Here is a 26,631-nt window from a genome sequence, read left to right as displayed (position 1 = left end):
GAAAATCAGTCGTTATTATTCGAACGGTTCACAGTGCTTAGCGTACTTACCGTATCTTCTTATATAAGACACATATTCAAGACTCTCTAAGTCATGCACTTCACTACTTGCCATTAAAGTTGCGCGGCGTTGTTTTGCCTCAAGACCTTTCAGATTAAGCGCTCTAAAGCTAGGGTTTATATAATCTGTATCTTTAACCAATAATTTATTTGAACACTCATAAGTACGGATACGCTTAGCATCGATATTATGTTGCAAAACTAAATTATTCTTAATAATTAGCGCGCGATTGCGTGATAAAGAATCGAAACTAAAAGTCGCCAAAGCATCTTCATCTATTTCATTTGTAGCTGCATGACCAAAAATAAAAACACTGGCTTCTGGATACTCATTGATTTTTTCTGCCATTTTTGTGAATTCTGGATCATAAATAGCAGGTAATTGACTACTCATGGATGGAAAAAATCCACTAAACTCCATCTCAAGCGCCTCGCCTCCCTCAATTATTATTTCACAGCCTTTAGCATCGACCACTACGTTAGGTGGCGTTTCAGGGCACTCGTCTATAGCATCAAGTACACCGTCACCATCTGAATCAATCGCTGCTTGCATCGTCCTGATGTTTTCATGTTGAGCTGTATCTTTAGACGGCGCAGTTGGAGTGGTTTGACACGCCGATAACGCCAAAGAACTACAAAAAACGGTGCTGGCTAGATAGAAATTTAGTTTCATATCGAATTGGAGTCCTTATTCAATTAGATTTGGTGAGTCACCTCAAATCGTTTCAGTAATAAAGTTGTTTTTTATTCCTGAGGTTCAGACGCAATCGCATATACGCGCCGGTTCAACATATTACCCTCTTCACTATCAGAAGGCGCAATTGGTCTTCTTGCGCCATACTCAGTCGCCGTGATGCGCTCAGAGGCAATGTTATATTTCGATATTAAATAATTTTCAACCTTATTCGCTCTGTCTTGCGCCAAGGCATTCGCTTCGTTTATAGAGGCGCTATCGACTTCAGTTCTTGAATTATGACCTTCAATCAATATGGTGGCGGTTTTATACTCTTGTAACCTCATACCTACCTTATCAAGCTCGGCTTGATACTTTGGCAACAGCTCACTGCTATCTTTATCAAAAAAAGCGCGATATTCCATTTTTAGACCTACCCCAGGCATCGTAAAAGGGCAGCCTCTGTCATCTACTATCACGTTAAAAGGTGTAGCTGGACACTGATCTAACTTATCAGGAACGCCATCGCCGTCGCTATCCGAATTAATCACAACCGTTGGCATCTTAATAGTTTGGCTTGTTTGCTTAGACAAGTCAGACGTTTGACATGCGGATAGCGTTAAGACGCTGATTAAAACAACAAGCGTACTTCTTAATAGCATAGTCATGTCTTCTTCCTTTAAAATTGCTGACAAAATTCTTTATAGTACGTGAGTGAGTGCTCATTATCACTGCCCGTATAAAAATCATCTGCCTTTAACGCTTTACCATAAATACGCTGGTTCATTGACGCGCCTTCCTCAGTATCGTTAGGTGCAATCGGCATACTATCAGCGCAATCAAACGTATAAATTTTATCAGCAGCTATATTTCTGTTAATCAAAGCAGTTTTTATTACCTGTGCCCGCTCACGTCCTAATGGAGGTTTATCAGCTTTTACTTGATTCATTTTTCCGTCTATACCTACTGATATTTGCGCAGCTTCAGGTTCCGAGAGGTGACCAGACAAGACTACCACCAGCTCAGGATCGCTATGCATTTTTTCCGCTACTTTTTCCACTTCTGGCAAGTACTTCATTCGTAGCTCATTACTATTTTGCTCAAAGAAAACTCGTAGCTCCATCGTAAGATAATCGATTAAACTCACCGCTACTGGACAGCCATACTCATCCGCCACTACCCCTTTAGGAGTGTTCGGACAATTATCTATAATGTCAGGGACGCCATCACTGTCTGTATCTGCATGTGGCTCTATCATGACTTTAGGTGTGTTGTCTGCCTTTTTATTGATTATGGTGTTTTTGGGTACAGATTGGCAGGAAGCTAACATAAAACTAGCTATTACCACGCCTATCGTCATCCATGAATTATTTTTCATACGCCATCCTTAGTTCATATAAAACGTTCAGTTTAAACCCTAGACCCCACTCGCCTGCTTGGCAAACAGGCGCATCAGCGGTTTGATTTTGCTGACGCGATACATACCTTCATTACGAAGTTGTTGAATCGGACGCATCTGCGCAAGCGAGCCTGCAAACAGCCAATTAAGCGCCGAAAAGCTATGCATCATCAGGCTATTATGCGGACGACGCAGACGCTCATAAGTACGCAGGGTTTGATTGCTGCCCCAAAGCGTGCCACCACTACGTGCAAAGTCATGCATGAGCTGTTCACTTAGCGCCTCTACATCAAGCATGCCTAGGTTTAGCCCTTGTCCAGCGAGTGGATGCACGCCATGCGCAGCGTCTCCTATCAAGACTAAATTATCTGCGACATAGCTCTTTGCTTGTTGCGCGGTCAGCGGAAAGCTGGCGATGGATTCAATCTCGCGGATAGCGCCTAGCTCATAGTTGCTAGCAGCAGCCAGTTTATCAGCGATATAGCGCGGCGTTTCTTCCAACAATGCCAATGCTTGGTTGCGTGGTAATGTCCATACAATCGACTGCCAGTGTTGTGGATTGGCTTTATCTTCATCAGTAATATCAGCAAGTGGCAATAATGCCAACGTACCTGTTGGCAGCATGGCTTGACGGGCGGTTGCTCGATGCGGCTTGTCGGTTTGAATGGCGCAGCAAATCGCAGTTTGATTATAATCAAGCACATCCAACTCAATTGCCGCCTGCCTGCGTACAAACGAGCTGCGGCCGTCAGCACCCACCAACAAACGCGTGTCAATCACAGTGCCATCATATAACATCACACGGTAACCTTGCGCGCTACCAAGCCAGTCCATATCGACAACCTTTTGCCCATCGATAACGGTTAGATATTGACTGATATCAGAGGCAGTTAAACGCTGCCACAATGCATATTCGATAACTGCGGGCTCAACCATGCTGCCGAGCATTTTTGTCTCAGAGTTTTGATTGCTGTTACTGCTGTCATTACTATTATTAGCATCATCACTATCGCCGAACAGTAACTCGCCGCGACCATTTAGCTGCCAAACCTGCATTTGCGAATAATCGGCTTTGCGCTCTGATGCCGCTATCTTTTGCCAAGCGCCCACGTCTTTAAGTAAGTTGATACTGGCAAGGCTTAATGCATAAACACGCGCATCCCGCTTGCCAAGCACTTGTTGCCAATCTGACTCGCTACGTTCAGGGCGCGCATCAATCATGGTCACTGGCATTTCAGCTTGCGCCAGTTTCAGCGCAAGGGTTGCACCAACGATACCGCCGCCGATAATGAGCGTATGGTTATTTTTCATAAAACATCCTTTGTCGCGTTATTCATGCTATCCGCTCATGTTTATGAAACTTGGCAGCAGCTGAAATTATAGATTTTATTTGCTTAATAACTTACCCATATGTCGAACTACGACTTCAAGCCCATCGCATAATTGGCAATCAATGGCTTAATATTTGGCAGTTTATCAAAGGCAACCAAAGCCACGTTACGTGCCAGCTTCACTACTGGATTTGGATGCGTAAAGCCATGCACGACGGCATCACAAAAGCGAATAACTCGTTTTTGGTCGGTCTGGCGGGCTTTTTCATAGCGTTTGAGCAAAGTCGGATTACCGATATCCTCGCCTTTTAGCACTTGCCGACTCATCATTTGTGCCAGTACATGCGCATCACGCATACATAAATTAAAACCCTGTCCAGCAACCGGATGCAAGGTATGGGCCGCATTACCCATGATGACGCAGCGACCATCTACCTGCTTATCTGCCAGTACCCGTGTCAATGGATAGGCACCGCGGCGACCGGCTTTTTTAAACGTACCAGCGCGCGCTCCAAAGGCCTGCTGCAAAGTCGCTAGAAAATGCGCATCATCTTCTAGGTATTTATCTTCTTCACCCGTTGGGCACACCCAGACTACCGAGCGTCTATAACCCTCTTGGTACTCATCATTGCCGTCGCCTGCTGGATCGGTCAATGGCAACACCGCAAGCGGCCCTGCCGGACTAAATCGCTCAATCGCGACATGCTCGTGTGGCTTATCTGTCTCTACCACACCGACGATAGCAGTTTGCTGATAATCATAAGTCGTCGTACCAATATCTAAAAGCTGACGTACCGTAGAGTCGCGACCATCACAGGCGACTAAGACGCTGGCTTGCAATTGCTGTTCATGCTCCTCTTCACCGTAGTAGCCAAAGCTCAGCGTCACACCGTCGCTCTGTTGTTCCACAGCGATGACATTAGCATTATCAATCAAAGTAATCAGCGGTTCTTGCTGAGCAGCCAGTAATAACTTACGTCCAAGCCAAGCGTTTTCCATGACTTGTCCGAAAGATTCTACCTTCTCCTCAGCTTTATTTAATTGCGCACGTCCAAAGCTACCCTGCTCACTGATTTGCACGGCATCAATGCGGCAAGCATGACTTTGCAGCTCGTCCCACAGTCCAATCTCTTGATAAATCTGTACGGTGCGCCGAGATAATGCCGTATTGCGGCTGTCTAAATAATGACTGCGCGTACTGTCATCCTTTGGGCTAATAGTTGGGTAGCTGTTTTTCTCTAGCAAAGTACTAGCAATACCATGATGTGCTAATAGCAATGCAAAGGATAAACCTACATGACCGCCGCCAGCGATGAGCACCTGTTGCTCGGTCATTGCCGTTTTATTATTTTTCATATTGGATGTCTTATTAACAGTGTTCGATGGCGCAGAATTTGATATCGTTGGCATATCTGAATGAGTATTTTGTATCATTATTATTCCTATTGGAACCTGTTGGATAGAGCGGTTATATACGTTTAGTAAGACTTTCTATACTTAATTATAGTGAGCTGTTTATTAGCCTCTTAGGGTTCTGGGTGTCACGACCAAACAATTTTTAGACAGCTGATAGATTACCACAAATTGCCCAAATCTCTGTGTCCTTCCCAGTATGCTTAACGCTAAGTAACTACTTCTAAGCTTATGAGCATAGCAAAAATTTGTCGATATATGCATTGGTTGCAATCACCATACAAAAACAGCCCAGTCCATTGCTACACAATGCTTGAAATTTAAAAACTATCAACCATAATGAAGACAGGACTTTCACTTACCATACATATAAACAATAATAACTTTACCGTCATTTTTTCTACTATCTACAAGTAATAAAACCCTACTACTGTTTTATCTATTAAGCCCATCAATCTATTGAGAATCAATGATAGTATCGGGTAACTAATATAAGGATAATCGCTTGACTGATTCCATGAGCCGCCGTATAAAGTTTGAGTCATTGACCCCAGCACAGCTTAAAACCGTGCTTGGCGAATACAATAATCACATGAAATATCTGCAAGACCGCCTCGATATCAAAATCAGCCAACGCCAAGGCGACTTCTGTCTGAGCGGCGATGTCACAGGTGTCGAGCGCGGCGAACGTATTATATATAAGCTAGTCGACGAAGCCCAAAACACAAAAGATATCAGTGCAGAAGAGTTACATCTCATCATTCAATCTAGTATCTCACGCGATCAAGATATGGAAGATGATGAGCAAGTCACTGATAGCGAAGATGATGAGAACGATTTGGATTCACCAAATGATTTTACACCCATTAGTCTGCGCACACGTAAAGGTAAAATCATTCCACGCGGTGGCAACCAGCAGCGTTATGTAAAAAACGTGCTTAGCTCTGATGTGTCGTTTGGTATTGGCCCTGCCGGTACGGGTAAGACTTATCTGGCGGTCGCTTGTGCGGTCGATATGATAGAGCGTAATGAGATTGAGCGCATTTTGCTCGTACGTCCAGCTGTAGAAGCGGGCGAAAAGTTAGGCTTTTTACCTGGTGACTTGGCGCAAAAAATTGACCCGTATTTACGTCCGTTATATGACGCTTTATATGAAATGCTTGGCTTTGAAAAAGTCGGTAAAATGATTGAGCGCCAGATTATTGAAGTTGCTCCACTTGCCTATATGCGTGGTCGTACCTTGAATAACTCGTTTGTCATCTTGGATGAGGCACAAAACACCACACCTGAGCAAATGAAAATGTTTTTGACACGCCTAGGCTTTGGCTCGCGTGCAGTCATCACTGGTGATATTACGCAGGTCGACTTACCACGTGGTACTAAGTCAGGACTGACGCAAGCGTTAGAAATCCTAAGCGGTATTGAAGAGATTCATATTACTAAGTTTGACTCAAAAGATGTGGTACGTCATCAATTGGTACAGCAAATCGTTGAAGCTTACGATGTGTTTGACAGTGAGCAATTGATATTAGAAGAAAAACGCAAACAAGAGCGTATTGCTGAGCAAGAGCGTAGACAGGCAATAGCCAATGCGGCATCTAAGCTGTAACTCAGCGTCTTAAATATTTAGGGCGTATCCTCAATCTGAACGAGGACACGCCCTAGCCTTAAAATAAAAAACCGGATTACTAAAGCTAGTAATTCGGTTTTTTATTGAGTGCTTAATGAATTGAATACTTAATAGGTTTAATCTTAACATTGTCCCAACTACTATAGTTGATTCACAACGAAACCGAGTGCAAGCTATATATCAGTATAATAAATAAAGGCGACGCCGTAGCAGCTTTACACTGGGCAGGCTATACTAGTAGCAGACTAGCAACTTAGCCATAGTGGCGTTAACGAAATGATTATAAGATTTGAGATAATGATGCTTAATAAGTATGCTATTTCTTAATAGGATAAAAAAATGAACTCGTCGAACGATAATAATATGAATGAAGTAAGTACAAACACTCTAGACAGTACTGAGCTTAATGTCAGTGCTATTAATAGTATTGGTGATAATTTGATTGATGGCTTTTATAGTGAAGATAGTCTGTTACCAATTATGATGGCGACCCTAGACTATATAAATGAGCGCAATAAAGATGGGCTGACGCTACCCTACTTTACAGATATCAGTCTTGAGATGTGGCAGCAGAAACCTAAAGCATTAGATATATATATTACTGACGAGACTGAAGGTCGTGAATTGAATCTAGAAGCGCGTGACAAGGATTATGCGACCAACATACTGTCGTACCCAAGCGAGATGCCAGCTAATATTATTGAGCTGATGCCAACATTGCCACTTGGTGAACTAATTATCTGTCATGAAGTAATGATACGTGAAGCCACAGAGCAAGACAAAACGCTAGTACAGCACATTAGCCACTTATTGGTACATGGCGTGTTGCATCTATTAGGCTTCGATCATGAGCTCGGTCAAGCTGAGCAGGATGAGATGGAACGTTTTGAGATTGAGATTTTAGCAGGTTTGAACCTACCAAACCCTTATGTTTCAAATCCTTAATCGTCAAACCTCTCAAACTCCAAACTCCAAACTCATAAACTCCAAATTCCTAAATTTAACTCGGCTAGTCTTTTGTCATCGGTAGTTTTTGTGATTGACCCATTTGGTTAATCATCTGATCTAAGCCTTTGACATGGACACTGCGCTGCGGGAATGGAATCTCGATTTTCTCATCATCTAACGCATGTTTAAACTGTTCAAGCAAATCGCATTGCATTGTCCACCAATCAGCATTGGTTGTCCAAACGTTTAAAGTGAGGTCAACTGAGTTATCACCCAAATTGGTCACACGCACGATAGGCTCAGGGTCGGTAAAGGCCATTGCATTATTTTTCGCTAAGCTTAGCATCACATTTTTGGCAGTTTTGATATCGGCATCATAGCCAATACCTACTGTGATATCGACACGGCGGTTGGGTAGCGCTGTATAGTTGATAACCGCTGAAGTAGTAATGTCGCTATTAGGAATAATGATATCGTGATTATTAATCGTCGTTAGATGGGTATTGACCAAAGTAATTTCAGTCACTGTACCGGTGTAACTACTAATCTGCACATAATCACCACGTACAAACGGGCGAAAAGTCACAATCATGATGCCAGCTGCGAAGTTTGATAGCTGATCTTTTAGTGACAAACCAATGGCTACTGCGGCACCACCTAATATGGCAACGACTGACGTGGTCTGTACGCCAACTTTGCTAAGGGCGGCTAGGACTACAATAACCAGCAACACGCCATATATTAGACGACCTAAAAAACTAGCCACGGTATCATCTAAACGGCTACGTAGCATAATACTATGAGCAAAGGTAACCGCCTTTTTGGCAAGCCAGCGCCCTACCACAAATATTAATATCGCTAAAACGACTTTAAGCGCTAAGCTTAGTGCGTTACTCGTTAACGCGGCAACATCGATAGTAAAACCTAAAAATTCCATACTGACTCTTTACTCTATAGCTTCGTTTGTTTATTAGGACATATTAAAATAGAATCAGATACTGGCACTCATTCTAATTCATTATTTATTTTAACCCATTCATGATTACAGTTTGTTCGTGATTTTAACCAATGGTTTTTGAATACCGTATTTTTTAACAGATTACTTTTTGAAAGTTTACGTTTTAGATTTTCCGTTTTAATAAGTTACTTCTACTTTATCACTATAACGATAAGTACGAATCAAACGTAGCTCTACAATATCGCTCATATCTGCGGTAAACTTACCAAAGGGTGCCGCTTGCCGTACTGATTGCTTGGCCGCTTCATCCAATATCGTCGAGCCTGAGCTTTCAAGTAAACGAATAGCTTTAATATTGCCATCATTACTGATAATCACCATGAGACGTACTTCACCAGTGATACCTTGCGCACGCGCTTGCACCGGATAGTACAAGTTACCAACACGCTCAACATGCTCACGGAAGGTTTCGATATAATCTGCCGCAGCGCCGCGAGTAGTAGAGTTGCTATCGACAGTTACGACTTTGGACTTGGTTGCATAGACTTGTTGACGCTGAGACAGCTGCGCCTCTAAAGTCGCAATCTGTTTACGTAAACGCTCCTCTTGTGCCATCATATCATCTTGCGCTTGCTTACTGTCGTTGTCAGCTTCTACATCAGCCTTACGCCAACTCAAAGTCGTGCGCAGATAGCTCTCTTGATAACGCTGTTGACGCACTTGGCGTTGCAGATTGATGACATCTTGAGTCTCGCTTATCTGCTCTGAGCTCAGTGGGCTAGTTTGCGCGCTTTCTTGCCGTACTTGCTGGCGTACCGAGCCTCCGCCTTCTTGTGAAGCATTAGCGATATAGTGAGCATCCTCATTCGGCTGCATATTGTCTGTCAAAGCCTTTGCCACATCTTGCATCAGCGCCGCAGGATCTTGCCCCATAGAAAAGCTGACACCAAAGATAATAACACCATGTACCAACAACGCAATAGTAATAGCTATCGGTAAGCTAAAGTTGCGTGTTGGAGCTTGAGTAGAAAAATGATAGCTTTGAGAATCTTTAATATGTGCCACAGTAAGTCTCAAATTATAAGAATAAAAACAGTAATAACCGTATTGATACGATTATTTTGCATCAGTAATGTTTTTGCAGCCATCATACAAGCAATAACTATGCCTACCAATAATAATATCCGCGCTATCATAACATGAGCAGCAATTATATCGCTATTCTGTCATTTTATCGCTATTCAAAATAGCCATAAAGCTTAAGAGCTGAGGAAGAAGCTATTTAGGCACGCCTGCCTATCTTCGTTATATTTCTTAAGTTATTTGCTACAATACAAGGCCTTAAGTTTTGTACCATGCTATTTTGCTATATACTATTTTCACTTGTCATATTGCTACTGGTCATGTCTATCAATTACTTATTATATCAATTAGCAGCTGACAACCAATTATACGGTTAAAATAATCCTACTATAATCATAAGGATAACAAGTTTGAGTAACTTCGATAACTTTGATGACTTCTCTGATAATCTTGGCTATCGTTTTAACGAGTCATTTAGTGATGGTTGGGAGAGCTTAACCCAAAATATCAAAAATATGTACAACAAAACTGCTGATAAGCTTGATGATGAATTGGCTTTGCCCGTTGCGCAAAAATACGTCAATGATGCCCTGCAAAAGTTTGTCACAGACAATGTCAAAGCTATCTTAGAGTTACGAGTTGAGCTGCATGATGACTGGTTTCGTTTATATTGTACGGTTAATGCCGCTGGTGTTTACGCTGAAGTAGCTAGTAACTTTAGCCTTGTACATGCCCAGCTTGACCGCAATGTACAGCGCTTTGTATTTGGCCAGCTGACTTATACAGACGTCCTCAACTTACGCTGTGAGTCATTTTTGAAGCTTCAAGGTATCAAACTTGCCATCTGGTTCTATCATAGTGTGCTCAAGAAAGACCCGTTAGGCGTTATCCTGACTTATATCAATATCGCCCGCGCGAAAGAAGATATTATTTATCTCGATATTAATCGCTGGCTAAAAAAGAACCAAAAAATCATGAGTACCTTACATAAGGTACAGGTGAACTACGGTGAAGTCGAAGAAGATCAGCTAATTCTAAAGGCACAGATTAACTATCGCGACCTATTAGGCGGTAGTAGTGGTGAGGATATCATCAGTGATGATGATGAACCCGAGTTAATGCAAGGTCCTATTAATCCCATAGATGATGCCACTGAGCCAAGCACAGAGTAGCTTTTACATCACAGAGTAATTCTTACAGACCGTTACTGCTTTGGCTAACTAATAAAAAACGCCACGTATCATTAGATTGCGGCGTTTTTCTGTCAATAACTTAAAGCAATTAACGACTTAATGGGCTTACCAATAATTCTCTACCGCAATATTACCCTCACCACGTCGATTCATGACCAGACCCAAATCTTTTAGGGTCTCCTTAGTATCCTCTACCATCTCTGGATTACCACATAGCATCACATGCGCATTATCGATGTCCAGCTTTATACCTGCGCGCTCCTCTAGTTCTCCATTAAGCAGTAGTTTCGGCAGACGCTCAGATAATGCTCCTTCCATTGGCTCACGAGTCACGATCGGCACAAATATTAAATCAGCAGGATTATCAACCAACGAGCCAAAGTCTGCCTGTAGCTGTCTTATTTGCTCAACGTAAGCCAATTCCTCTTGCGAGCGCGCACTATAAGCCAATACGATATGATCGTAGTCTTGCCATGTTTGCAGGTCTTGTAGCATAGATAAAAAGGGTGCCAGACCAGTACCTGTTGCCAGCAGCCATAAGTCTTTTGGTAACGGTTTTTGATAACGTGCCAAGGTCAAAAATCCAAACGGCATGGTATTGAGTAGGAGCTCATCCCCTACCTGCAGGTGCTGCAACTGCGAAGTAAATGCTCCATCAGGAATCACAATCGAGAAAAATTCAATCACTTCATCAAACGGTGAAGATACTATAGAATAAGCACGAAAAATATCTTCATCCAATGTTGCATCAGACTCTTTGTGTTGTTGCTTGTAGTATTTTAGTTTGCTGGGATTAACACCTAAACGTACAAATTGCCCTGCAGTAAATTTAAAGCTGTCTGGACGAGTCACGGTAAAACTAAATAGATTAGGCGTCCATGTAGTTTTACTAAGCACTTTAACAGCTTGAATATTATTTTCACCCATAATCATTAGTCACTTATATTTTTTTAACATTTATTTTTATAGAGTTTATTAAAACAAACAAATAAAAAAGATGCGCCAAGCTTATCATAGACTTGGCGCATCTTGGTTTTCTAACAGTAACGGCAGATAAACCGTAACGGGTTGCAACGACCTAGCCTGTGTTTGATAGGCCACACGTTAAACTTAGATTACCAAATACTTGCCATGCCTGACCACACAATCATACTGTTTGGTAATATACCGAAGAAAATAACCACCAAGGTAACACCAATAACCATCAGTCCGCCCATACGGATACCCCATTGCCCTGCTACATCAAACTCAATAAACTGTTTCGGACGTTTAAATAGTGTCAGCATGACGCGTAAGTAATAGAACAGACCAATAGCACTACCTAAGATAATCATTGCAGCCAAGAACCAATTAGCACCTTGAACAGCTGCCAGTATCGCAAATAGCTTGGTAATAAAGCCCGCGGTCAGTGGAATACCGGCCAACGATAACATCATAATAGTCATGACCGCAGTAAGCACTGGACGACGCCAGAACAGTCCTTGATAATGTACCAACTCGTCAGCTTCACCAGATAACCGATAAGGGCTAGACATTAATGTCACCACACCAAAGGCCCCAATAGAGGTGAAGGCATAGGCGGCCATATACATACTAGATATGCTATCAGCCGCACTACCAATACTAACAATCACAATCAGCACATAACCCATATGAGCAATAGAAGAATAACCCAGCAGACGTTTCAGGTTGGTTTGACGTACTGCCAATAGGTTACCAACTAAGATAGATAGTGTGGCCATTACCATTAATAACATCTGTACTGAAGGCAATGCCAATAAAGCCGTATCAATTAAAAAGCGGACAGCAAGTGCCATCATAGCAACTTTAGATACGGATGCCAGATAAGTGGCAATAGGAGCTGGTGCACCTTCATAGACATCGGGTGTCCATATATGAAAAGGTGCTGCTGATAGTTTAAAAGCAATACCAAACATCATTAGCGCTGCGCCCAATATCAGCAGCGGTGACTCAAACATGTCACCTAATACTAAACTGATTGGCTTGAAGGCTAACGAGCCAACTTGCGCATAAATAAAGGCCATACCCATCAGTAAAGTTGCAGACGCAGTCGCTGATAGCACCAAATACTTAAGCCCCGACTCAAGCGAGCGGTTACGTAAAAAGGTATAAGACAATAGACCATATAGCGGTATTGAAAGCAGCTCTAAGCTCATAAAGAAAGCAGCCATATGCTGTGCAGATACCATCAATAGCGCACCAGTGGTCGATACTAGCATCAGCAAATACAGCTCATCCTTATTGTCTTTTAAATCGGCAAGATACGCATACGCTAACGTACAGCAAGCCAGTGCACAGATAAAGATAATGACCATATTAAACTGAGCAAAGTTATCAATTACAAACAGCTGCTCAGCGTTTGGTAGTACACCCTTTCTACTTATCACGCCGCCTATTTGCGCAAGTAAGGTAAATAGGCCAACGTTTAGACCGATTACAGTAATAGTACCGGTGACCACATGCGAGCGCTTGACAGTAATCGCAATCATGACTAACAGTGATGTAACTGCTACTGCAATGATTGGTGCATAAGGCATTAGCCCCATCAAATCATTCATCGTAGATTCATTCATGACTTAACGTGCCTCCATTGCATCAAGTAACTGTGACATATCTACTTGGGTAATCTCACTATAGATATATGCATTGTTAATCCACTGCATAGCGTGACTTGATGTATCAAGTATTGGCTGCGGATACAGTCCGAGCCATACCAATCCAGCTGCTAACATAAGTAATAACGACAGCTCACGCTTGCCCAAATCTTTTAACTTGCGAGCAGGTAAACCATGTGATTTGGTTTCATGTAACGCCAACTCTTCGATATTATTGACACCAAATAGCGCGCGGTAAATCAAGATTAATGAGTATAGACCTGCTAATACTAAGCTAAAGGTTGCTAGTACCACAAACACTGGATACTGCGCAAATGCGCCAAACAGAATCATGAATTCACCGATAAAGTTACCGGTACCAGGAATACCGAGAAGTGCAGCACTAAAGAACATCAATATCGGTGCATAGTAACGGAATTGTCCCCACATACCACCCATCAAGGTCAAATCACGAGTATGCAAGCGCTCATAGAGCTGGCCTGCCATGATGAATAGAGCTGCCGAGCTAAGACCGTGCGCAAGCATTTGAATCATTAAGCCTTGTAAGCTGAGCAACGTACCTGCATAAATCGCCAAGACCACAAAGCCCATATGCGAGATACTGGTATAAGCGAGCAAACGCTTCATATCAGTTTGCATAAAGGCAAGCCATGCCCCGTAAAAGATACCAATCGTACCTAATGTAATGGCAATCGGCGCAAACTCTTGCGAGGCTGCTGGAAATAACGGTAATACAAAACGGATCAGACCATAAGCCGCGGTCTTAATCAGTACCCCTGCCAAATCCACCGAACCTGCTGTTGGCGCTTGCGCATGGGCATCAGGTAACCAGCCATGGAATGGAATAATAGGTAGCTTGACTGCAAAGCCGATAAAGAAGCAAAGCATGATCGGATATTCCCAGCCGCCAAGTGGCGTACCGAGCAAGTCATTATAGTTAAAGCTAACCACACCGCTATTGGCGTAGCTAAATAGTACTAATAATAAAATACCAATGAGCATGATAAGCCCAGAAGCTTGGGTATAGATAAAGAACTTGGTTGCTGCATATTCTTTGGTCTTACCACCAGCGACGTCATGACCCCAAATGGCAATCAAGAAATAGATAGGAACCAGCATCATCTCCCAAAAGAAGAAAAACAGGAACATATCAATCGCTAAGAACACACCAATGACACCGCCTAAACTCCATAACAAGTTTAGATGGAAGAAGCCGACACGGCGTTGAATCTCATTCCACGAACAGGCAACAGCCGCAACACCGAGTAATCCTGTCAATGCAATCATCAACAGCGACATACCATCTATCGCCAAGTGAAAGCTAATACCAAAGCTTGGTATCCATGGCACACTATATTCGGTAACCCATGGTACTGCAGACTGCGGCGCAATTACTTGCTTACTCATGCCCGAAAAGTCGCCATACTGCCATAATACGAGTGACAAACCAAAGGTTAGCATCATCCCGATTAAGGCAATCCAGCGCGGCAGACGCTTATTTATCCGCTCAACCAACCAACATAACAATCCTGCAATAAATGGAATTGCGATCAATGCTGGTAGCATCCACGTTTGTTGTAACTCTATCATTTTATACCACCGTCATCATTACCAGCACCAACAGCACAGCCATGCCCAAGCCGAAGCTTGCAGCATAGCCTCGAAGTGACCCTGTTTGCGTTGCAGACATAGCTTTGTTACCTGCTGATGCCAGCATAGGTAATATCGTCCACGATTTATCAATAGGATCGGCTTTAAATAAGCGGCCAATGAATAAAAAGGGTTTTACAAACACTAAATCGTATAGCGCATCAAAGCCCATACCGTTATAGCACCAATAATACAGCGCGCCACCAATACTTGATTGCTTAAAGCGCGTAAGCAGGCGACCTTTATCAAACACATATAATAGTGCTGCTAATATCAGTCCTGCAAGCATCGCACCCATGGCAATATATTCTGCTGTATGTTTACCTTCGGCTTGATTAGCGACCTCTAATAAATGCCCAACACTCTCTGGTAACACACCTTGTAACGGTGGCGTTATCCATGCACCAACTGCAGTTGATAGCACTAACAACACGCTGAGTGGCAACCAATACGACACACCAGATAGTTTATGCGCTGGCGTTTTTTCTTCGCCAAAAAAGATAATCCAAATCATACGGAAAGTATAAATCGCGGTCAAGAAAGCACCGAATACACCCATATAGAATAAGACTTGATGACCGGTTGCAAAAGCTTCCCACAGAATTGCTTCTTTTGAATAGAAACCAACTGTCACCCAAGGTATGGCTGCGAGTGCACCGCCACCGACGATATAGCACCAAAATACTAATGGTATTTTTTTACGTAAGCCACCCATCTTAAAGATATTTTGCTCATGATGAACCGCTAAAATGACCGCACCTGAAGATAAAAACAACAAAGCTTTGAAGAAAGCATGCGTCATTAGATGGAAGATTGCACCTTGCCATGCACCAACGCCAAGCGCTAAAAACATATAACCGATTTGGCTCATGGTCGAATACGCTAAGATACGCTTAATATCTGTTTGTACCAGTGCACAAAATCCAGCGACCACCAGTGTCAACGCACCTACTGCCCCAACCCAATACAATAAAACGCCAGGGGTCAAAATAAATAGCGGATGCATGCGTGCAATTAAATAGACTCCTGCGGTTACCATCGTTGCTGCGTGAATCAATGCAGATACCGGTGTCGGACCTGCCATTGCATCAGCAAGCCATGTATGCAACGGCAACTGTGCTGATTTACCCATTGCCCCGCCAACCAACATCATCGTTGTCAAAATCATCGTTGGATTATTAACATCGAATACTTCAGGAGCACGTGTAATAATCTCTTGGATATTAAGCGTACCGAATTCACGAAATAGTAAAAACAGCCCAAATGCCAAAAACACATCACCGACACGTGTCACCGTAAAGGCTTTCATTGCAGCGCGGCCATTGGCACGATCTTCAAAGTAAAAACCAATAAGCAAGTATGAGCAGATACCCACACCTTCCCAACCAAGATATAGCAACAATAAGTCGTCTGCTAATACCAGCAATAACATACTAGCCACGAACAAGTTCATATAACTAAAGAAACGTGCAAAGCCTTTATCACCTTTCATATACCAAGCGGCAAACAGGTGAATCAAAAAGCCGATACCTGTAATAACTCCAGTCATCGTCAGTGCTAATCCATCAAAACTAAGACCAAAGCTTGGCGCAAAATCGCCAACTTGAAACCATGTCCACAGCGGTATCTGGATTACCGTACCTGCTGGATTAACCGTCAAAAAAGTGTAACTGGCAACCAGTGTACATAGTGCTGATAGCAACATACTACCGACGCCGACGAACGCTGCTGCCTGTTCGCTTAATTTGTCACGCATAAAGGCTAAAATTAAAAAGCCAATGAGCGGGAATATAAAGGTTAATGGTAATAAACTCATGACATCATCCTTTCATCTCATTGGCGCTATCGACATCGAGATGCCCACGCTTATGATAAAACTGTAGTAATATTGCCAAACCGATGGCTGCCTCAGCTGCTGCTAATGTCAAAATAAAGATAAACATAATTTGTCCATCTGGATCAACCCAACGGCTACCCGCCACTACAAACGCTAGTGCTGCTGCATTCATCATGATCTCAAGGCTCATTAGCATAAACAAAAAATTGCGCCGAACCATCACACCGCATAGACCAATAGCGAACAAAATACCCGCTAGGATTAATCCGTGGCTCATGGGTATCATACCCAATACACCCTGTGCCTCAGCAACAGGCTGTACAAAGCCTGCTACTTCATGGGCGAACGGCACGTTTGACACGTCTTGTGCCACGCTCGCTGCTAGTACCATCAGTCTGACTCCTTGCGCGTAGCTTTTTGCGTACCAACCTGCATACCCACATAATCATGTGGATCTACTTCTTTATATTCGTATGGTTTAGCCATTTTAACGGCATCGCCAACTGTATCGCTGCCATCATTCTCATATTCTATGATGCTACCAACGCTTGGGCGAAAGTCTTGGCTATCGTTGCCGATAATCTCATCATCTATAGACTCTTTGCCTAAATGATAAGCAGCAACCAAGGCAGCTAATAATAGCAACGCCGCCACTTCAACCAGCATGATATATTTAGTAAATAATGCCGTACCCACTGCTTTGGCTGAAATAGTGGTACCACCAATAACAGCAGCCTCGTCATGATTAAGCCCAATCATCGCATAAAGCACAACCGCGACAATGACAGTCAATCCAGTAGGTACCGCCCATGTCTTTGCATCAAGCCAGCGCTCTTCACGTGCATCATTAGCCATACCAAGATTGAGCATCATAATAACAAAGACGAAAAGAACCATGATTGCGCCAGCGTATACGACAATCTCAAGCGCCCCTGCAAAGGGAGCACCTAGTACGAAAAATATACCGGCTATTGCTAACAACGATACAATCATCGATAAAATAGCATGTACTGGATTGGCATTCGTAATTACTCGTAGACTAGCAAAAATAGCCACCGCTGCGAGCGAATAGAACCCTGCCAATTCAGGATTATTTAAGATATTCATCATGGCAGCAAGCTCCTAAGATCAATAGGTGCAGCTTCATTTTGCGCCGCCCCTTTTGGTTTATCTGCCACCGCCATACCAGATACGCGATAATAGTTATAATCAGGGTATTTACCTGGTCCTGAGATAAGCAAATGCTCTTTTTCGTAGACCAAGTCTTGACGCACATACTCACCCATCTCAAAATCAGGGGTCATTTGAATCGCTGTCGTTGGACAAGCTTCTTCACATAGACCACAAAAAATACAGCGTGAGAAGTTAATCCGAAAAAACTCTGGATACCAGCGTCCATCTTCACGCTCAGCTTTTTGTAGAGAGATGCAACCGACTGGACATGCCACAGCGCACAAGTTACAAGCGACGCAGCGTTCATCACCATCAGGGTCGCGGGACAATATGATACGCCCACGAAAGCGTGGCGGTACTGGCACTGGCACTTCAGGATACAATATTGTATCGCGTGGCCTAATCGCATGGCTATTAACCATCCACATGCTGCGGACAATGGTAAATATACCAATGACAGTCTTTTTTATCGTAGTAAACATGGGATTATTATCCTTATCAGCATTACTTCAGATCATTACCGAAATTACAGCGTTGGAGAAAAAATCAGAATAACCGCAGCAGTAATCAGCAAATTGATCAAAGTAACCGGCAGACAAACTTTCCAACCGAAATTCATCACCTGATCATAACGCGGACGCATGAGGGAGCCTCGAGCCAAAATAAACATGGTCATAAAGAACAGCGTCTTAATCATGAACCAAAAAGCTGGTGGAACAAATGGAATATCTAAATTAAAGGGCGCAAGCCAACCACCAAAGAATAGACAGGTCATTAGCGCAGAGATTAATACAACGTTGACATACTCGCCAATGAAGAACATACCGAACTTCATACCCGAATATTCAACATGGTAACCTTCGGCAAGCTCCTGCTCCGCTTCTGGCTGGTCAAAAGGATGTCTATGGGTCACCGCCACACCAGCCACTACAAAAGTTAAAAATCCAAAAAACTGCGGAATTATATACCAGCCATCAATTTGTGACTCAACAATCTCACGTAAATTGAAAGAACCTGTCAGCGCAACAACACCCATCAACGATAAACCTAAAAACACTTCATAACTGATCGTTTGTGCCGCTGAACGTAAGCCACCTAATAGGGAGAATTTGTTTGCAGATGCCCAACCACCGAACATCACTGCATAGACAGCAATACCTGCCATTGCAAAGAAGAACAAGATACCGATATCCCAATCAGCTACGCCAAGCGTTGGTGAGATAGGAATGATGGCAAATGAGGCCAATGCAGTAAACATCGCTACCGCAGGCGCCAAAGTGAACATAAACTTATCGGTAAAGTTTGGTGTCCAATCTTCTTTGAAAAAGATTTTGAGCATGTCAGCAACTAGCTGCAAAGAGCCAAAAGGTCCGACACGGTTTGGACCGTAACGATCTTGCCATAAGGCCAACATGCGGCGCTCATAGACAATCATCATAGCGGCAACCATAACTACTACTAAAAAAATGACCAGCGACTGCGCGACCATAAATAGAATGGACCAAGTATCAAAGGTCATGCTACCGGCCAAAAAGCTTGGCACATCAGGAATAATACGGGTAACTTGCATATTACATCTCCTGTGTGGTGGTCGGCGCTGTAGTAGCTACAGTTGCACCATGGTCATCAATACCGTCACCAGCATTGTTACGTGTTAAAGAGCTATCATCAGCCATACTACCCATCATCGTAACTGGTGCATCTACTTTGCGTACCGAAGCTGGCATTGACGGATGAATAATACTCACTTGCCCAACGGGATAACCAATACAGCCTTCCGCTAAATAGCCGACGAGCTGAACGGGCAAGGTAATTTGTTGTTTATCAATCTCAATTGCTAAGTAATCGCCAGCAGTAATATTCCAGTCTTTGGCATCGTCAATACCAATACACCATGCCGCGACAGGCAATTGCTCAGCAACTATTGGGCTACGTGAAGCCATCATTGAGCTGGCATATATATTGTAAATAGGCACTAGTTTCGCTTGTCCTTGCTGCATGTCAGTCGTGGTCGCAGACATGGCTTCTGGTGCAACATACTGACGTGTGGCTAGACGTTCTAACTGATCGAATAAGCGTACACCCGGATCACCGTTTTTGAGACTACCACCCACTTTATCTTGATACTTGTTCCATGCTTGCGGTGAGTTCCAGCCTGCCGCATTGGCAAAAGGAATCATCGAGCTTGGTGTTTGTTTACCACTATAGCCTTCCATTGAAAAGGTTAAGCCCGTATCCCAATCTTTTGGTTGCATCGGCTCATGTACTGATATCGGCGCACGCATTGCGGTACGACCTGAGTAGCGACGCGGCTGACGGGCAATTTTCAGACCCGTTATACGGTAATCGGCATCAGGTGCTGCGCCTTTAATACCAGCAAGCTTAGGATGCGTCGCTATTAAGGCATTAATCACGTCATCTAGCTGTGTCCAATCGACATCTCTACCTTCAATGCTGCTGTGCACAGCATGCAACCAGCGCCAACCTTCTTTGATACTGCTAAGTGGATGGTAGTAGTTGTTATCATAAACTTGGAAAAAGCGCTGAGCACGACCTTCAGCAGATACCAAAGTACCATCCGCTTCAGCAAAGCTTGCTGCTGGCAATACGATGTCGACGTCTTTATGCCAATCAAGCAGTTGATGATCCAGTGCAATGACGGTTTTATCTGCTAACAGCTGGGTTAACTTATTGGCATCGATAGCGTCAGTGAGCTGATTTTCAGCAACTATCACCACATCAAAATCAGTCGCCAGTAACTCTTCGACTGATTGACCGCCAAGCATACAGACGCCAATGCTGTTAGCATCAGGAACTGCTAAATAAATACCAGCTTGCACATGATAGCTGTCATTCACTTCTTTTAGCTCAAGTTTAGTTGCAGGCTCGCGCTCTACATCGTCTTGTGCTTCTGTATCAACGCCTGTTTCAGGTTTATTCGGTTTGGCAGACAGATCTTTATCTTCACTTTGCTGAGCGGTTGCTGCTTGTTTTTCAGCGGCGCGAAGCTGTTTATCACGAAGCTGTTTATCACGAACCATAGCATTATGCGTTTCAACCTGATGCTGTTCAGTGGCTTTAATCGCCGCACGCTTTTGGCTTAGTGCTTGGGTAATTTGTGCAGCCGCTTCTATCAAGGCAGTAGATGATAAGCTGCTGCCTGAGATGACTAGCGGCTTATCGGCTTGTATTAAGTCATAAGCGATTTGCTGAGCAAGCGCTTGCATAGCGTCCACATCATCATTTTGTTCTACTGTTTGTGGATCTGTTATTTCTGATAAATCATCCGCAAAATTAGCAATCTCATCAGCCACTTTAAAACCAAGCTTAGTAATATCTTCAGGCGTTGCGACCACGCTCACTTTACTGATGTCTTCTAGCTTAGTTTGGATGACATCAATGACGTAGACTGGGCTTAACGCATCTTGAGCGATACGTTTAACAGGTTCGGCAAGCCAAGGCTGCGTCTGTAATGCCGCCGCCATTTTTAGGCCTTCGTTTTTTGCTGCTTGGCGTACTGACAATGCGACGCGTGACGAAGTTTGGGTAATATCTTCACCCAAGACTAATACCGCATCGTGGCTTTCAATATCCGTCATGCCTGGGTTATAAATACCCTCGGTGCTGAGTACTTCAATACATTTATTGACCAGTGCTTGCTGCTGATGATTGAGACCGGTTGAGAAATTATCAAAGCCAACGAGGTTTTTTAGGGCAAAATTGGTCTCTAAACTGGCCCGTGGTGAGCCGATACCAATGACTTTTTTATCTTTAATACGTTTGATGGTTTCATCTAATGCATAGTCAATATTAATTTTGACGTGCTTGTCATTGATACGCTCAAGCGCTTGCGTTGGACGATCAGCACGGTTGACATAGCCATAACCAAAGCGACCACGGTCACATAGGAAGTAACGGTTTACTTCACCATTATAGCGGTTTTCAATACGGCGCAATTCGCCATAACGCTCACCTGGTGAGATGTTACAACCTGCAGAGCAGCCATGACAGATGCTTGGCGCATACTGCATATCCCATTTACGGTTATAACGTTCAGAATGCGTTTTATCGGTAAACACACCGGTTGGGCAAACTTCGGTTAAGTTTCCTGAAAACTCACTTTCAAACTGACCATCTTTATCACGGCCAAAATAAACGCGATTGTTTGAGCCATAAACACCCAAATCTTCGCCACCCGCATAGTCTTTATAGAAGCGTACACAGCGATAGCAAGCGATACAACGGTTCATCTCATGGGCGATAAATGGACCAAGCTCTTGGTTATGATGGGTGCGTTTGGTAAAGCGATAGCGACGACGGCTATGGCCTGACATATATGTCATGTCTTGCAAGTGACAATGTCCGCCCTCTTCACAGGTTGGGCAGTCATGCGGATGGTTGGTCATCAGTAGCTCAACCATCGACTTACGAAATGCTTTGGCTTCATCATCAGTGACCGAAATATACATATCATCGCCAGGGGCAACCATACATGACATCACGAGACGACCGCGACCCGCTTCCATATCTTCTTTATTTTGGAATTGCTTGACCGCGCACTGACGGCACGAGCCTACTGAGCCAAGGGCTGGATGATAACAAAAATACGGCACATCAATGCCGAGTGATAAGCAGGCTTGTAGCAAGTTATCTGCGCTATCTACTTCGACAGTGGTCCCATCAATATGTATGACTGCCATGCCGCTCTCCTTATTTCACTTCTGGCTGTTGATTGGCTGCAGCATCAATAACATCTACACCAACCGCCTGCGCGATTTTTTGATCAAACTCTGGACGGAAATATTTAATCGCACTCATCAGTGGTTCCATCGCACCCGGCGCATGCGCACAGAATGTTTTACCAATCCATAAGTCACGCGTGAGGCCCTCTAGCTTTTCTACATCGCCAACTTGCCCTTCACCATCGTTGATAGCAGTAAGCAATTTAACGCCCCACGGTAGACCATCACGGCATGGCGTACACCAACCGCATGATTCACGCTGAAAGAAAATCTCTAGATTGCGTAGTAGCGGCACCATATCTTGCGCTTCGTCGACGACCATAATCAGCCCAGTACCCATACGGCTACCGGCTTCTTGAATCGTATCAAAATCAACGACCACATCTAAATGATCAGCCGTCAAAAAGTCGGTCGATGCACCGCCCGGCAACCATGCTTTAAGCTTTTTGCCGTCTTTCATACCACCCGCCAAATCTTCGATGATTTCACGAGCGGTATAGCCAAATGGTAGCTCCCACAGACCGGGATCATTGACTAAGCCTGAACAACCAAACAGTTTCGTGCCTGAGGTTCTACTTTTGCCTTTAATCTCAGACAGTGACTGATACCATTCTACGCCATGATTTAAGATGGCTGGCATATTACACAAGGTCTCGACGTTATTGACCACGGTAGGTCTGCCCCATGCACCAGAGATTTGTGGAAAAGGTGGTTTGGTACGTGGATTAGCACGGCGACCTTCTAAACTATTGATAAGTGCGGTCTCTTCACCACAAATATAACGTCCAGCGCCAGTATGTACATGTAGATTGAAGCTAAAGTCTGAGCCTAAGATGTTGTCGCCCATTAAGTTATTGGCTAGACATTCTTCAATAGCAGTGACCAAACGCTCTGCGGCTAAAATATACTCCCCGCGAATAAAGATATATCCATCAGTCGCACCGATAGCATGGGCAGTGATGAGCATACCTTCAATCAACTGAAACGGTAGACGCTCCATTAATAAACGGTCTTTGAAAGTACCCGGCTCCATCTCATCAGCATTACAGATAAGATAACGCGGTAAGCCATCAGGAGGTGACATAAATGACCATTTAAGACCGGCGTTAAAGCCTGCACCGCCGCGACCTCTAACGTTGGCCGCTTTAATCATATTGCCGACGTCTTTAGGCGACTTTGATAACGCTTCTTTTAAACCAGTAAAGCCTTTTAGAGATTCATAAGTTGCCAAGTCAAGCACTGCATCATGATGCGCTAGACGCCAAGTTAAAGGTTTGGTTTCGCTAGTCGCTGTTGCCTTGTCACCATAAATTGGAACGCGCTGATCATTCAACTGGCTTGGTGCTTTGCCTTGACCGCGACGAGCGATCTGCTCTGAAAGTGTTAATCTCATGCGTATAGCTCCAATAGTTGGGCAACTTCTTCAGGCTGGACAGGGCCGTAGGTGTCTTCGTCAATCAACACGGCAGGACCTTTATCACAATTACCTAAGCAGCAAATTGGTAATAGCGTAAAGCGACCGTCGGTTGTCGTCTGACCGTATTCAATACCTAGCTGTGAGCGTAGCTCAGCTGATAATGCCTCATAGCCAGTCAGATAACAGGCGACTGAATCACAAATAAGAATCACATGACGGCCAACAGGTTGACGATAAATACGGTTAAAGAAAGTGGCAACCCCATCCATATCTGTCATCGGAATATCTAAAATATTGGCAATGGCATTCACTTGCGCATCATCAACCCAACCATTACGCTTTTGCACAATTTTTAACGCATCTAGTGAGGCGGCACGTGCCTGTGGGTAATGATGCATAAACTCATGAATGGCAGCAATTTCCTCAGCGGTGAGGATACTTGCCACATCTACTTTTGGCATTTTATCGGAAACAATTTTCATCATCTTCTATCTTTCCTCACTCATCACGCTTTATCACATTACTGATAGCCTTATTGCGACTATCGTTATATAAAAATATGACAGCATTTTGGTGTGCCACTTGGCAATAATATATTGATTAACGTATCTTTTTCTAAAACTACAATTCTTAGATTAAAGCATTAGCGATCACAATCTGCCATCACAATATCAATCGATGCCAAATACATAATGGCATCAGACACCAGTGAGCCATTAATCACCGAAGGCATCTGCTGCAAATGTGCAAATGTCGGGGTACGAATACGCGTGCGATAGCTCATCGTCGCTTTATCTGAGGTTATGTAATAGCTGTTCAGACCTTTGGTCGCCTCGACGATTGTAGTGCATTCCCCCGCTGGCATCACAGGACCCCAAGATACTGAGATAAAGTGATTAATCAAAGTCTCAATATCGTTTAAGGTACGGTCTTTTGGTGGTGGTACAGCTAGCGGATGATCAGCTTTATAAGGGCCTTGCGGCATATGATCCATACACTGACGAATAATTCGTAATGACTGACGCATCTCTTCGACTTTAATCATACAACGGTCGTAAGCGTCACCGTTATAGCCGACAGGAACTTCAAAGTCGTAGTTCTCATAGCCCATGTATGGACGTGCTTTACGTAGATCAAAATCCACGCCTGTCGCACGCAAACCTGCACCAGTCACACCCCAAGCAAGTGCTTGCTTGGCATTATACTGCGCAACGCCTTGGGTACGGCCCTTAAGCACGCTGTTTTGTAGCGCTGCTTTGACATATTCATCCAAGCGTTTAGGCATCCAGTCTAAAAATTCACGAACCAAACGCTGCCAGCCACGTGGTAAATCAGCAGCAGTACCGCCGATACGGAACCAAGCTGGATGCATACGATAGCCAGTCACGGCTTCGATGACGTCATACGCTTTTTGGCGATCGGTAAACATATAAAATACAGGGGTCATACCGCCCGCATCCTGAATAAAGGTACCAACAAATAGTAAGTTATTAGTAATACGGAAAAACTCGCTCATCATCACGCGAATGGTTTGCGCGCGATCTGGTATGGTGATACCGGCAAGCTTTTCGACCGACATGATGTACGGTAGCTCATTCATTACCCCGCCGAGATAATCAATACGGTCGGTATAAGGAATGAATGAGTGCCATGTCTGACGCTCAGCCATTTTTTCTGCGCCACGATGGTGATAACCAATATCTGGAATACAGTCAATCACCTCTTCGCCATCAAGCTGTAGCACCAAACGGAAAGCACCGTGAGCAGATGGATGGTTGGGACCGATGTTCAAAAACATAAAGTCTTCATCGCGCCCTGAACGTTTCATGCCCCATTCTTCGGGGACAAAGCGCAGATTTTCTTGCTCATACTGCTGTTTAGCAGTATTCAAGAAATAAGGGGTAAATTCAGTCGCACGCGCATGATACTCTTTACGTAATGGATGACCTTCCCAATATTTAGGTAGTAAGATACGGGTTAGGTGCGGATGGCCGCTGAAGACAATGCCGAACATATCCCACACTTCGCGCTCATACCAGTTGGCATTTGGCCAAATATTGGTAGCACTAGGTACATTTAAATCATCTTCACTCAACGCCACTTTAATACGCACATCGCTATTACGCTCGAGTGACATCAAATGATAAAACACCGTAAAGTCGCTGGCTGGTAAGCCTTCGCGATGTTGGCGTAAACGCTCATCTATCGCTGACAAGTCAAATAACATGACATAAGGCTTTGGTAGCTTACGCAGAAATAACAGTACATCGAGCAAATCAGCATGTGCCACCCAAACGGTTGGAATATCATCAACGGTCTGCTGCACGACGAACTTACCGGCATAATTATGTTCCAGCTCTTTAATAACTGCTGGGACAGGCTTAATCTTAGGATCTATGTTTTCGACTACCGTGACCATGAATGATGTATTCCTTCATTAATCATAACTAAACTATGTTAATCATAACCGAACTATATTAATCATAACT

General features: G+C 43.7%; 22 protein-coding genes. 3 read left to right on the top strand and 19 right to left on the bottom strand.

Going from position 1 to position 26,631, the window contains the following annotated elements:
• Positions 1-15: 15 nt before the first annotated feature.
• From AK823_RS03590 to AK823_RS03570, 5 genes are all read right to left on the bottom strand, one after another.
• Positions 16-732, bottom strand: a complete 717-nt coding sequence (locus AK823_RS03590; protein ID WP_068326256.1) for an OmpA family protein — start codon at positions 730-732, stop codon at positions 16-18.
• A 71-nt stretch (positions 733-803) separates the two neighbouring features.
• Entirely contained in the window at positions 804-1,400 is a 597-nt protein-coding gene (locus tag AK823_RS03585; protein ID WP_068326253.1) for an OmpA family protein, read from the bottom strand.
• Between the two features lie 11 nt (positions 1,401-1,411).
• Positions 1,412-2,110, bottom strand: coding sequence for an OmpA family protein (locus AK823_RS03580; protein ID WP_068326250.1), 699 nt, complete (start codon positions 2,108-2,110; stop codon positions 1,412-1,414).
• Positions 2,111-2,149: 39 nt separating this feature from the next.
• Positions 2,150-3,442, bottom strand: a complete 1,293-nt coding sequence (locus AK823_RS03575; RefSeq protein WP_068326246.1) for an FAD-dependent monooxygenase — start codon at positions 3,440-3,442, stop codon at positions 2,150-2,152.
• Between the two features lie 107 nt (positions 3,443-3,549).
• Positions 3,550-4,797, bottom strand: a complete 1,248-nt coding sequence (locus AK823_RS03570; RefSeq protein ID WP_228138931.1) for a UbiH/UbiF/VisC/COQ6 family ubiquinone biosynthesis hydroxylase — start codon at positions 4,795-4,797, stop codon at positions 3,550-3,552.
• A gap of 595 nt (positions 4,798-5,392) precedes the next feature.
• Between AK823_RS03570 and AK823_RS03565 the strand changes: the two genes are divergently transcribed.
• The gene (locus AK823_RS03565; RefSeq protein ID WP_068326240.1) at positions 5,393-6,484 is read left to right on the top strand and encodes a PhoH family protein; all 1,092 of its coding nucleotides are present in this window, start codon (positions 5,393-5,395) and stop codon (positions 6,482-6,484) included.
• A 360-nt stretch (positions 6,485-6,844) separates the two neighbouring features.
• Positions 6,845-7,450, top strand: a complete 606-nt coding sequence (gene ybeY, locus AK823_RS03560) for an rRNA maturation RNase YbeY (RefSeq protein ID WP_068326238.1) — start codon at positions 6,845-6,847, stop codon at positions 7,448-7,450.
• Between the two features lie 64 nt (positions 7,451-7,514).
• Here the strand turns inward: ybeY and AK823_RS03555 are convergent, their stop codons facing one another.
• Positions 7,515-8,390 (bottom strand): mechanosensitive ion channel domain-containing protein, encoded by an 876-nt coding sequence (locus AK823_RS03555; protein WP_068326236.1) that lies wholly within the window; start codon positions 8,388-8,390, stop codon positions 7,515-7,517.
• A gap of 198 nt (positions 8,391-8,588) precedes the next feature.
• Positions 8,589-9,476 (bottom strand): energy transducer TonB, encoded by an 888-nt coding sequence (locus AK823_RS03550; RefSeq protein ID WP_068326233.1) that lies wholly within the window; start codon positions 9,474-9,476, stop codon positions 8,589-8,591.
• Positions 9,477-9,904: 428 nt separating this feature from the next.
• On the opposite strand from AK823_RS03550, the gene AK823_RS03545 reads away from it, so the two are divergent.
• Positions 9,905-10,666: a hypothetical protein gene (locus AK823_RS03545; RefSeq protein ID WP_227514109.1), complete on the top strand. Its 762-nt coding sequence runs from the start codon at positions 9,905-9,907 to the stop codon at positions 10,664-10,666.
• Positions 10,667-10,792: 126 nt separating this feature from the next.
• Here AK823_RS03545 and AK823_RS03540 read toward each other — a convergent pair whose 3' ends face one another.
• From AK823_RS03540 to nuoC, 12 genes are all read right to left on the bottom strand, one after another.
• Positions 10,793-11,614 carry a ferredoxin--NADP reductase gene (locus tag AK823_RS03540; protein WP_068330120.1) on the bottom strand — a complete coding sequence of 274 codons (822 nt, stop codon included), beginning with the start codon at positions 11,612-11,614 and terminating at the stop codon, positions 10,793-10,795.
• A 188-nt stretch (positions 11,615-11,802) separates the two neighbouring features.
• Positions 11,803-13,281: an NADH-quinone oxidoreductase subunit N gene (locus AK823_RS03535; RefSeq protein ID WP_068326230.1), complete on the bottom strand. Its 1,479-nt coding sequence runs from the start codon at positions 13,279-13,281 to the stop codon at positions 11,803-11,805.
• Positions 13,282-13,284: 3 nt separating this feature from the next.
• Positions 13,285-14,913, bottom strand: a complete 1,629-nt coding sequence (gene nuoM, locus AK823_RS03530; RefSeq protein WP_068326227.1) for an NADH-quinone oxidoreductase subunit M — start codon at positions 14,911-14,913, stop codon at positions 13,285-13,287.
• A gap of 1 nt (position 14,914) precedes the next feature.
• On the bottom strand, positions 14,915-16,789 hold the full coding sequence (gene nuoL / locus AK823_RS03525) for an NADH-quinone oxidoreductase subunit L (protein WP_068326225.1): 1,875 nt from the start codon (positions 16,787-16,789) through the stop codon (positions 14,915-14,917).
• Between the two features lie 4 nt (positions 16,790-16,793).
• Positions 16,794-17,102: an NADH-quinone oxidoreductase subunit NuoK gene (gene nuoK / locus AK823_RS03520; RefSeq protein ID WP_058368358.1), complete on the bottom strand. Its 309-nt coding sequence runs from the start codon at positions 17,100-17,102 to the stop codon at positions 16,794-16,796.
• 98 nt (positions 17,103-17,200) lie between these two features.
• Positions 17,201-17,920 (bottom strand): NADH-quinone oxidoreductase subunit J, encoded by a 720-nt coding sequence (gene nuoJ, locus AK823_RS03515; protein ID WP_068034763.1) that lies wholly within the window; start codon positions 17,918-17,920, stop codon positions 17,201-17,203.
• Positions 17,917-18,465: an NADH-quinone oxidoreductase subunit NuoI gene (gene nuoI, locus AK823_RS03510; RefSeq protein ID WP_068034761.1), complete on the bottom strand. Its 549-nt coding sequence runs from the start codon at positions 18,463-18,465 to the stop codon at positions 17,917-17,919. Before nuoI ends, nuoJ begins: the two co-directional genes overlap by 4 nt.
• A gap of 44 nt (positions 18,466-18,509) precedes the next feature.
• Positions 18,510-19,502 carry an NADH-quinone oxidoreductase subunit NuoH gene (nuoH, locus tag AK823_RS03505; RefSeq protein ID WP_203226588.1) on the bottom strand — a complete coding sequence of 331 codons (993 nt, stop codon included), beginning with the start codon at positions 19,500-19,502 and terminating at the stop codon, positions 18,510-18,512.
• 52 nt (positions 19,503-19,554) lie between these two features.
• On the bottom strand, positions 19,555-22,683 hold the full coding sequence (nuoG, locus tag AK823_RS03500) for an NADH-quinone oxidoreductase subunit NuoG (RefSeq protein WP_068326219.1): 3,129 nt from the start codon (positions 22,681-22,683) through the stop codon (positions 19,555-19,557).
• A gap of 10 nt (positions 22,684-22,693) precedes the next feature.
• The gene (nuoF, locus tag AK823_RS03495; RefSeq protein ID WP_068326216.1) at positions 22,694-24,118 is read right to left on the bottom strand and encodes an NADH-quinone oxidoreductase subunit NuoF; all 1,425 of its coding nucleotides are present in this window, start codon (positions 24,116-24,118) and stop codon (positions 22,694-22,696) included.
• On the bottom strand, positions 24,115-24,624 hold the full coding sequence (nuoE, locus tag AK823_RS03490) for an NADH-quinone oxidoreductase subunit NuoE (RefSeq protein ID WP_068038989.1): 510 nt from the start codon (positions 24,622-24,624) through the stop codon (positions 24,115-24,117). The genes nuoF and nuoE overlap by 4 nt, the downstream gene beginning before the upstream one ends.
• 161 nt (positions 24,625-24,785) lie before the next feature.
• Positions 24,786-26,561 carry an NADH-quinone oxidoreductase subunit C/D gene (nuoC, locus tag AK823_RS03485; protein ID WP_068326213.1) on the bottom strand — a complete coding sequence of 592 codons (1,776 nt, stop codon included), beginning with the start codon at positions 26,559-26,561 and terminating at the stop codon, positions 24,786-24,788.
• Between the last annotated feature and the right edge of the window lie 70 nt (positions 26,562-26,631).

This window comes from Psychrobacter sp. P2G3, assembly GCF_001593285.1.
In the GTDB taxonomy this organism is placed as follows: Bacteria; Pseudomonadota; Gammaproteobacteria; order Pseudomonadales; family Moraxellaceae; genus Psychrobacter.
This window is presented reverse-complemented; position numbering and strand designations above follow the sequence as displayed.

Coding starts and splice junctions, on each gene's coding strand:
- AK823_RS03590 (WP_068326256.1), bottom strand. CDS start 732: ATGAAACTAAATTTCTATCTAGCCAGCACCGTTTTTTGTAGTTCTTTG.
- AK823_RS03585 (WP_068326253.1), bottom strand. CDS start 1,400: ATGACTATGCTATTAAGAAGTACGCTTGTTGTTTTAATCAGCGTCTTA.
- AK823_RS03580 (WP_068326250.1), bottom strand. CDS start 2,110: ATGAAAAATAATTCATGGATGACGATAGGCGTGGTAATAGCTAGTTTT.
- AK823_RS03575 (WP_068326246.1), bottom strand. CDS start 3,442: ATGAAAAATAACCATACGCTCATTATCGGCGGCGGTATCGTTGGTGCA.
- AK823_RS03570 (WP_228138931.1), bottom strand. CDS start 4,797: ATGACCGAGCAACAGGTGCTCATCGCTGGCGGCGGTCATGTAGGTTTA.
- AK823_RS03565 (WP_068326240.1), top strand. CDS start 5,393: ATGAGCCGCCGTATAAAGTTTGAGTCATTGACCCCAGCACAGCTTAAA.
- ybeY (WP_068326238.1), top strand. CDS start 6,845: ATGAACTCGTCGAACGATAATAATATGAATGAAGTAAGTACAAACACT.
- AK823_RS03555 (WP_068326236.1), bottom strand. CDS start 8,390: ATGGAATTTTTAGGTTTTACTATCGATGTTGCCGCGTTAACGAGTAAC.
- AK823_RS03540 (WP_068330120.1), bottom strand. CDS start 11,614: ATGGGTGAAAATAATATTCAAGCTGTTAAAGTGCTTAGTAAAACTACA.
- AK823_RS03535 (WP_068326230.1), bottom strand. CDS start 13,281: ATGAATGAATCTACGATGAATGATTTGATGGGGCTAATGCCTTATGCA.
- nuoM (WP_068326227.1), bottom strand. CDS start 14,913: ATGATAGAGTTACAACAAACGTGGATGCTACCAGCATTGATCGCAATT.
- nuoL (WP_068326225.1), bottom strand. CDS start 16,789: ATGAGTTTATTACCATTAACCTTTATATTCCCGCTCATTGGCTTTTTA.
- nuoJ (WP_068034763.1), bottom strand. CDS start 17,920: ATGATGAATATCTTAAATAATCCTGAATTGGCAGGGTTCTATTCGCTC.
- nuoI (WP_068034761.1), bottom strand. CDS start 18,465: ATGTTTACTACGATAAAAAAGACTGTCATTGGTATATTTACCATTGTC.
- nuoH (WP_203226588.1), bottom strand. CDS start 19,502: ATGACCTTTGATACTTGGTCCATTCTATTTATGGTCGCGCAGTCGCTG.
- nuoG (WP_068326219.1), bottom strand. CDS start 22,683: ATGGCAGTCATACATATTGATGGGACCACTGTCGAAGTAGATAGCGCA.
- nuoF (WP_068326216.1), bottom strand. CDS start 24,118: ATGAGATTAACACTTTCAGAGCAGATCGCTCGTCGCGGTCAAGGCAAA.
- nuoE (WP_068038989.1), bottom strand. CDS start 24,624: ATGAAAATTGTTTCCGATAAAATGCCAAAAGTAGATGTGGCAAGTATC.
- nuoC (WP_068326213.1), bottom strand. CDS start 26,561: ATGGTCACGGTAGTCGAAAACATAGATCCTAAGATTAAGCCTGTCCCA.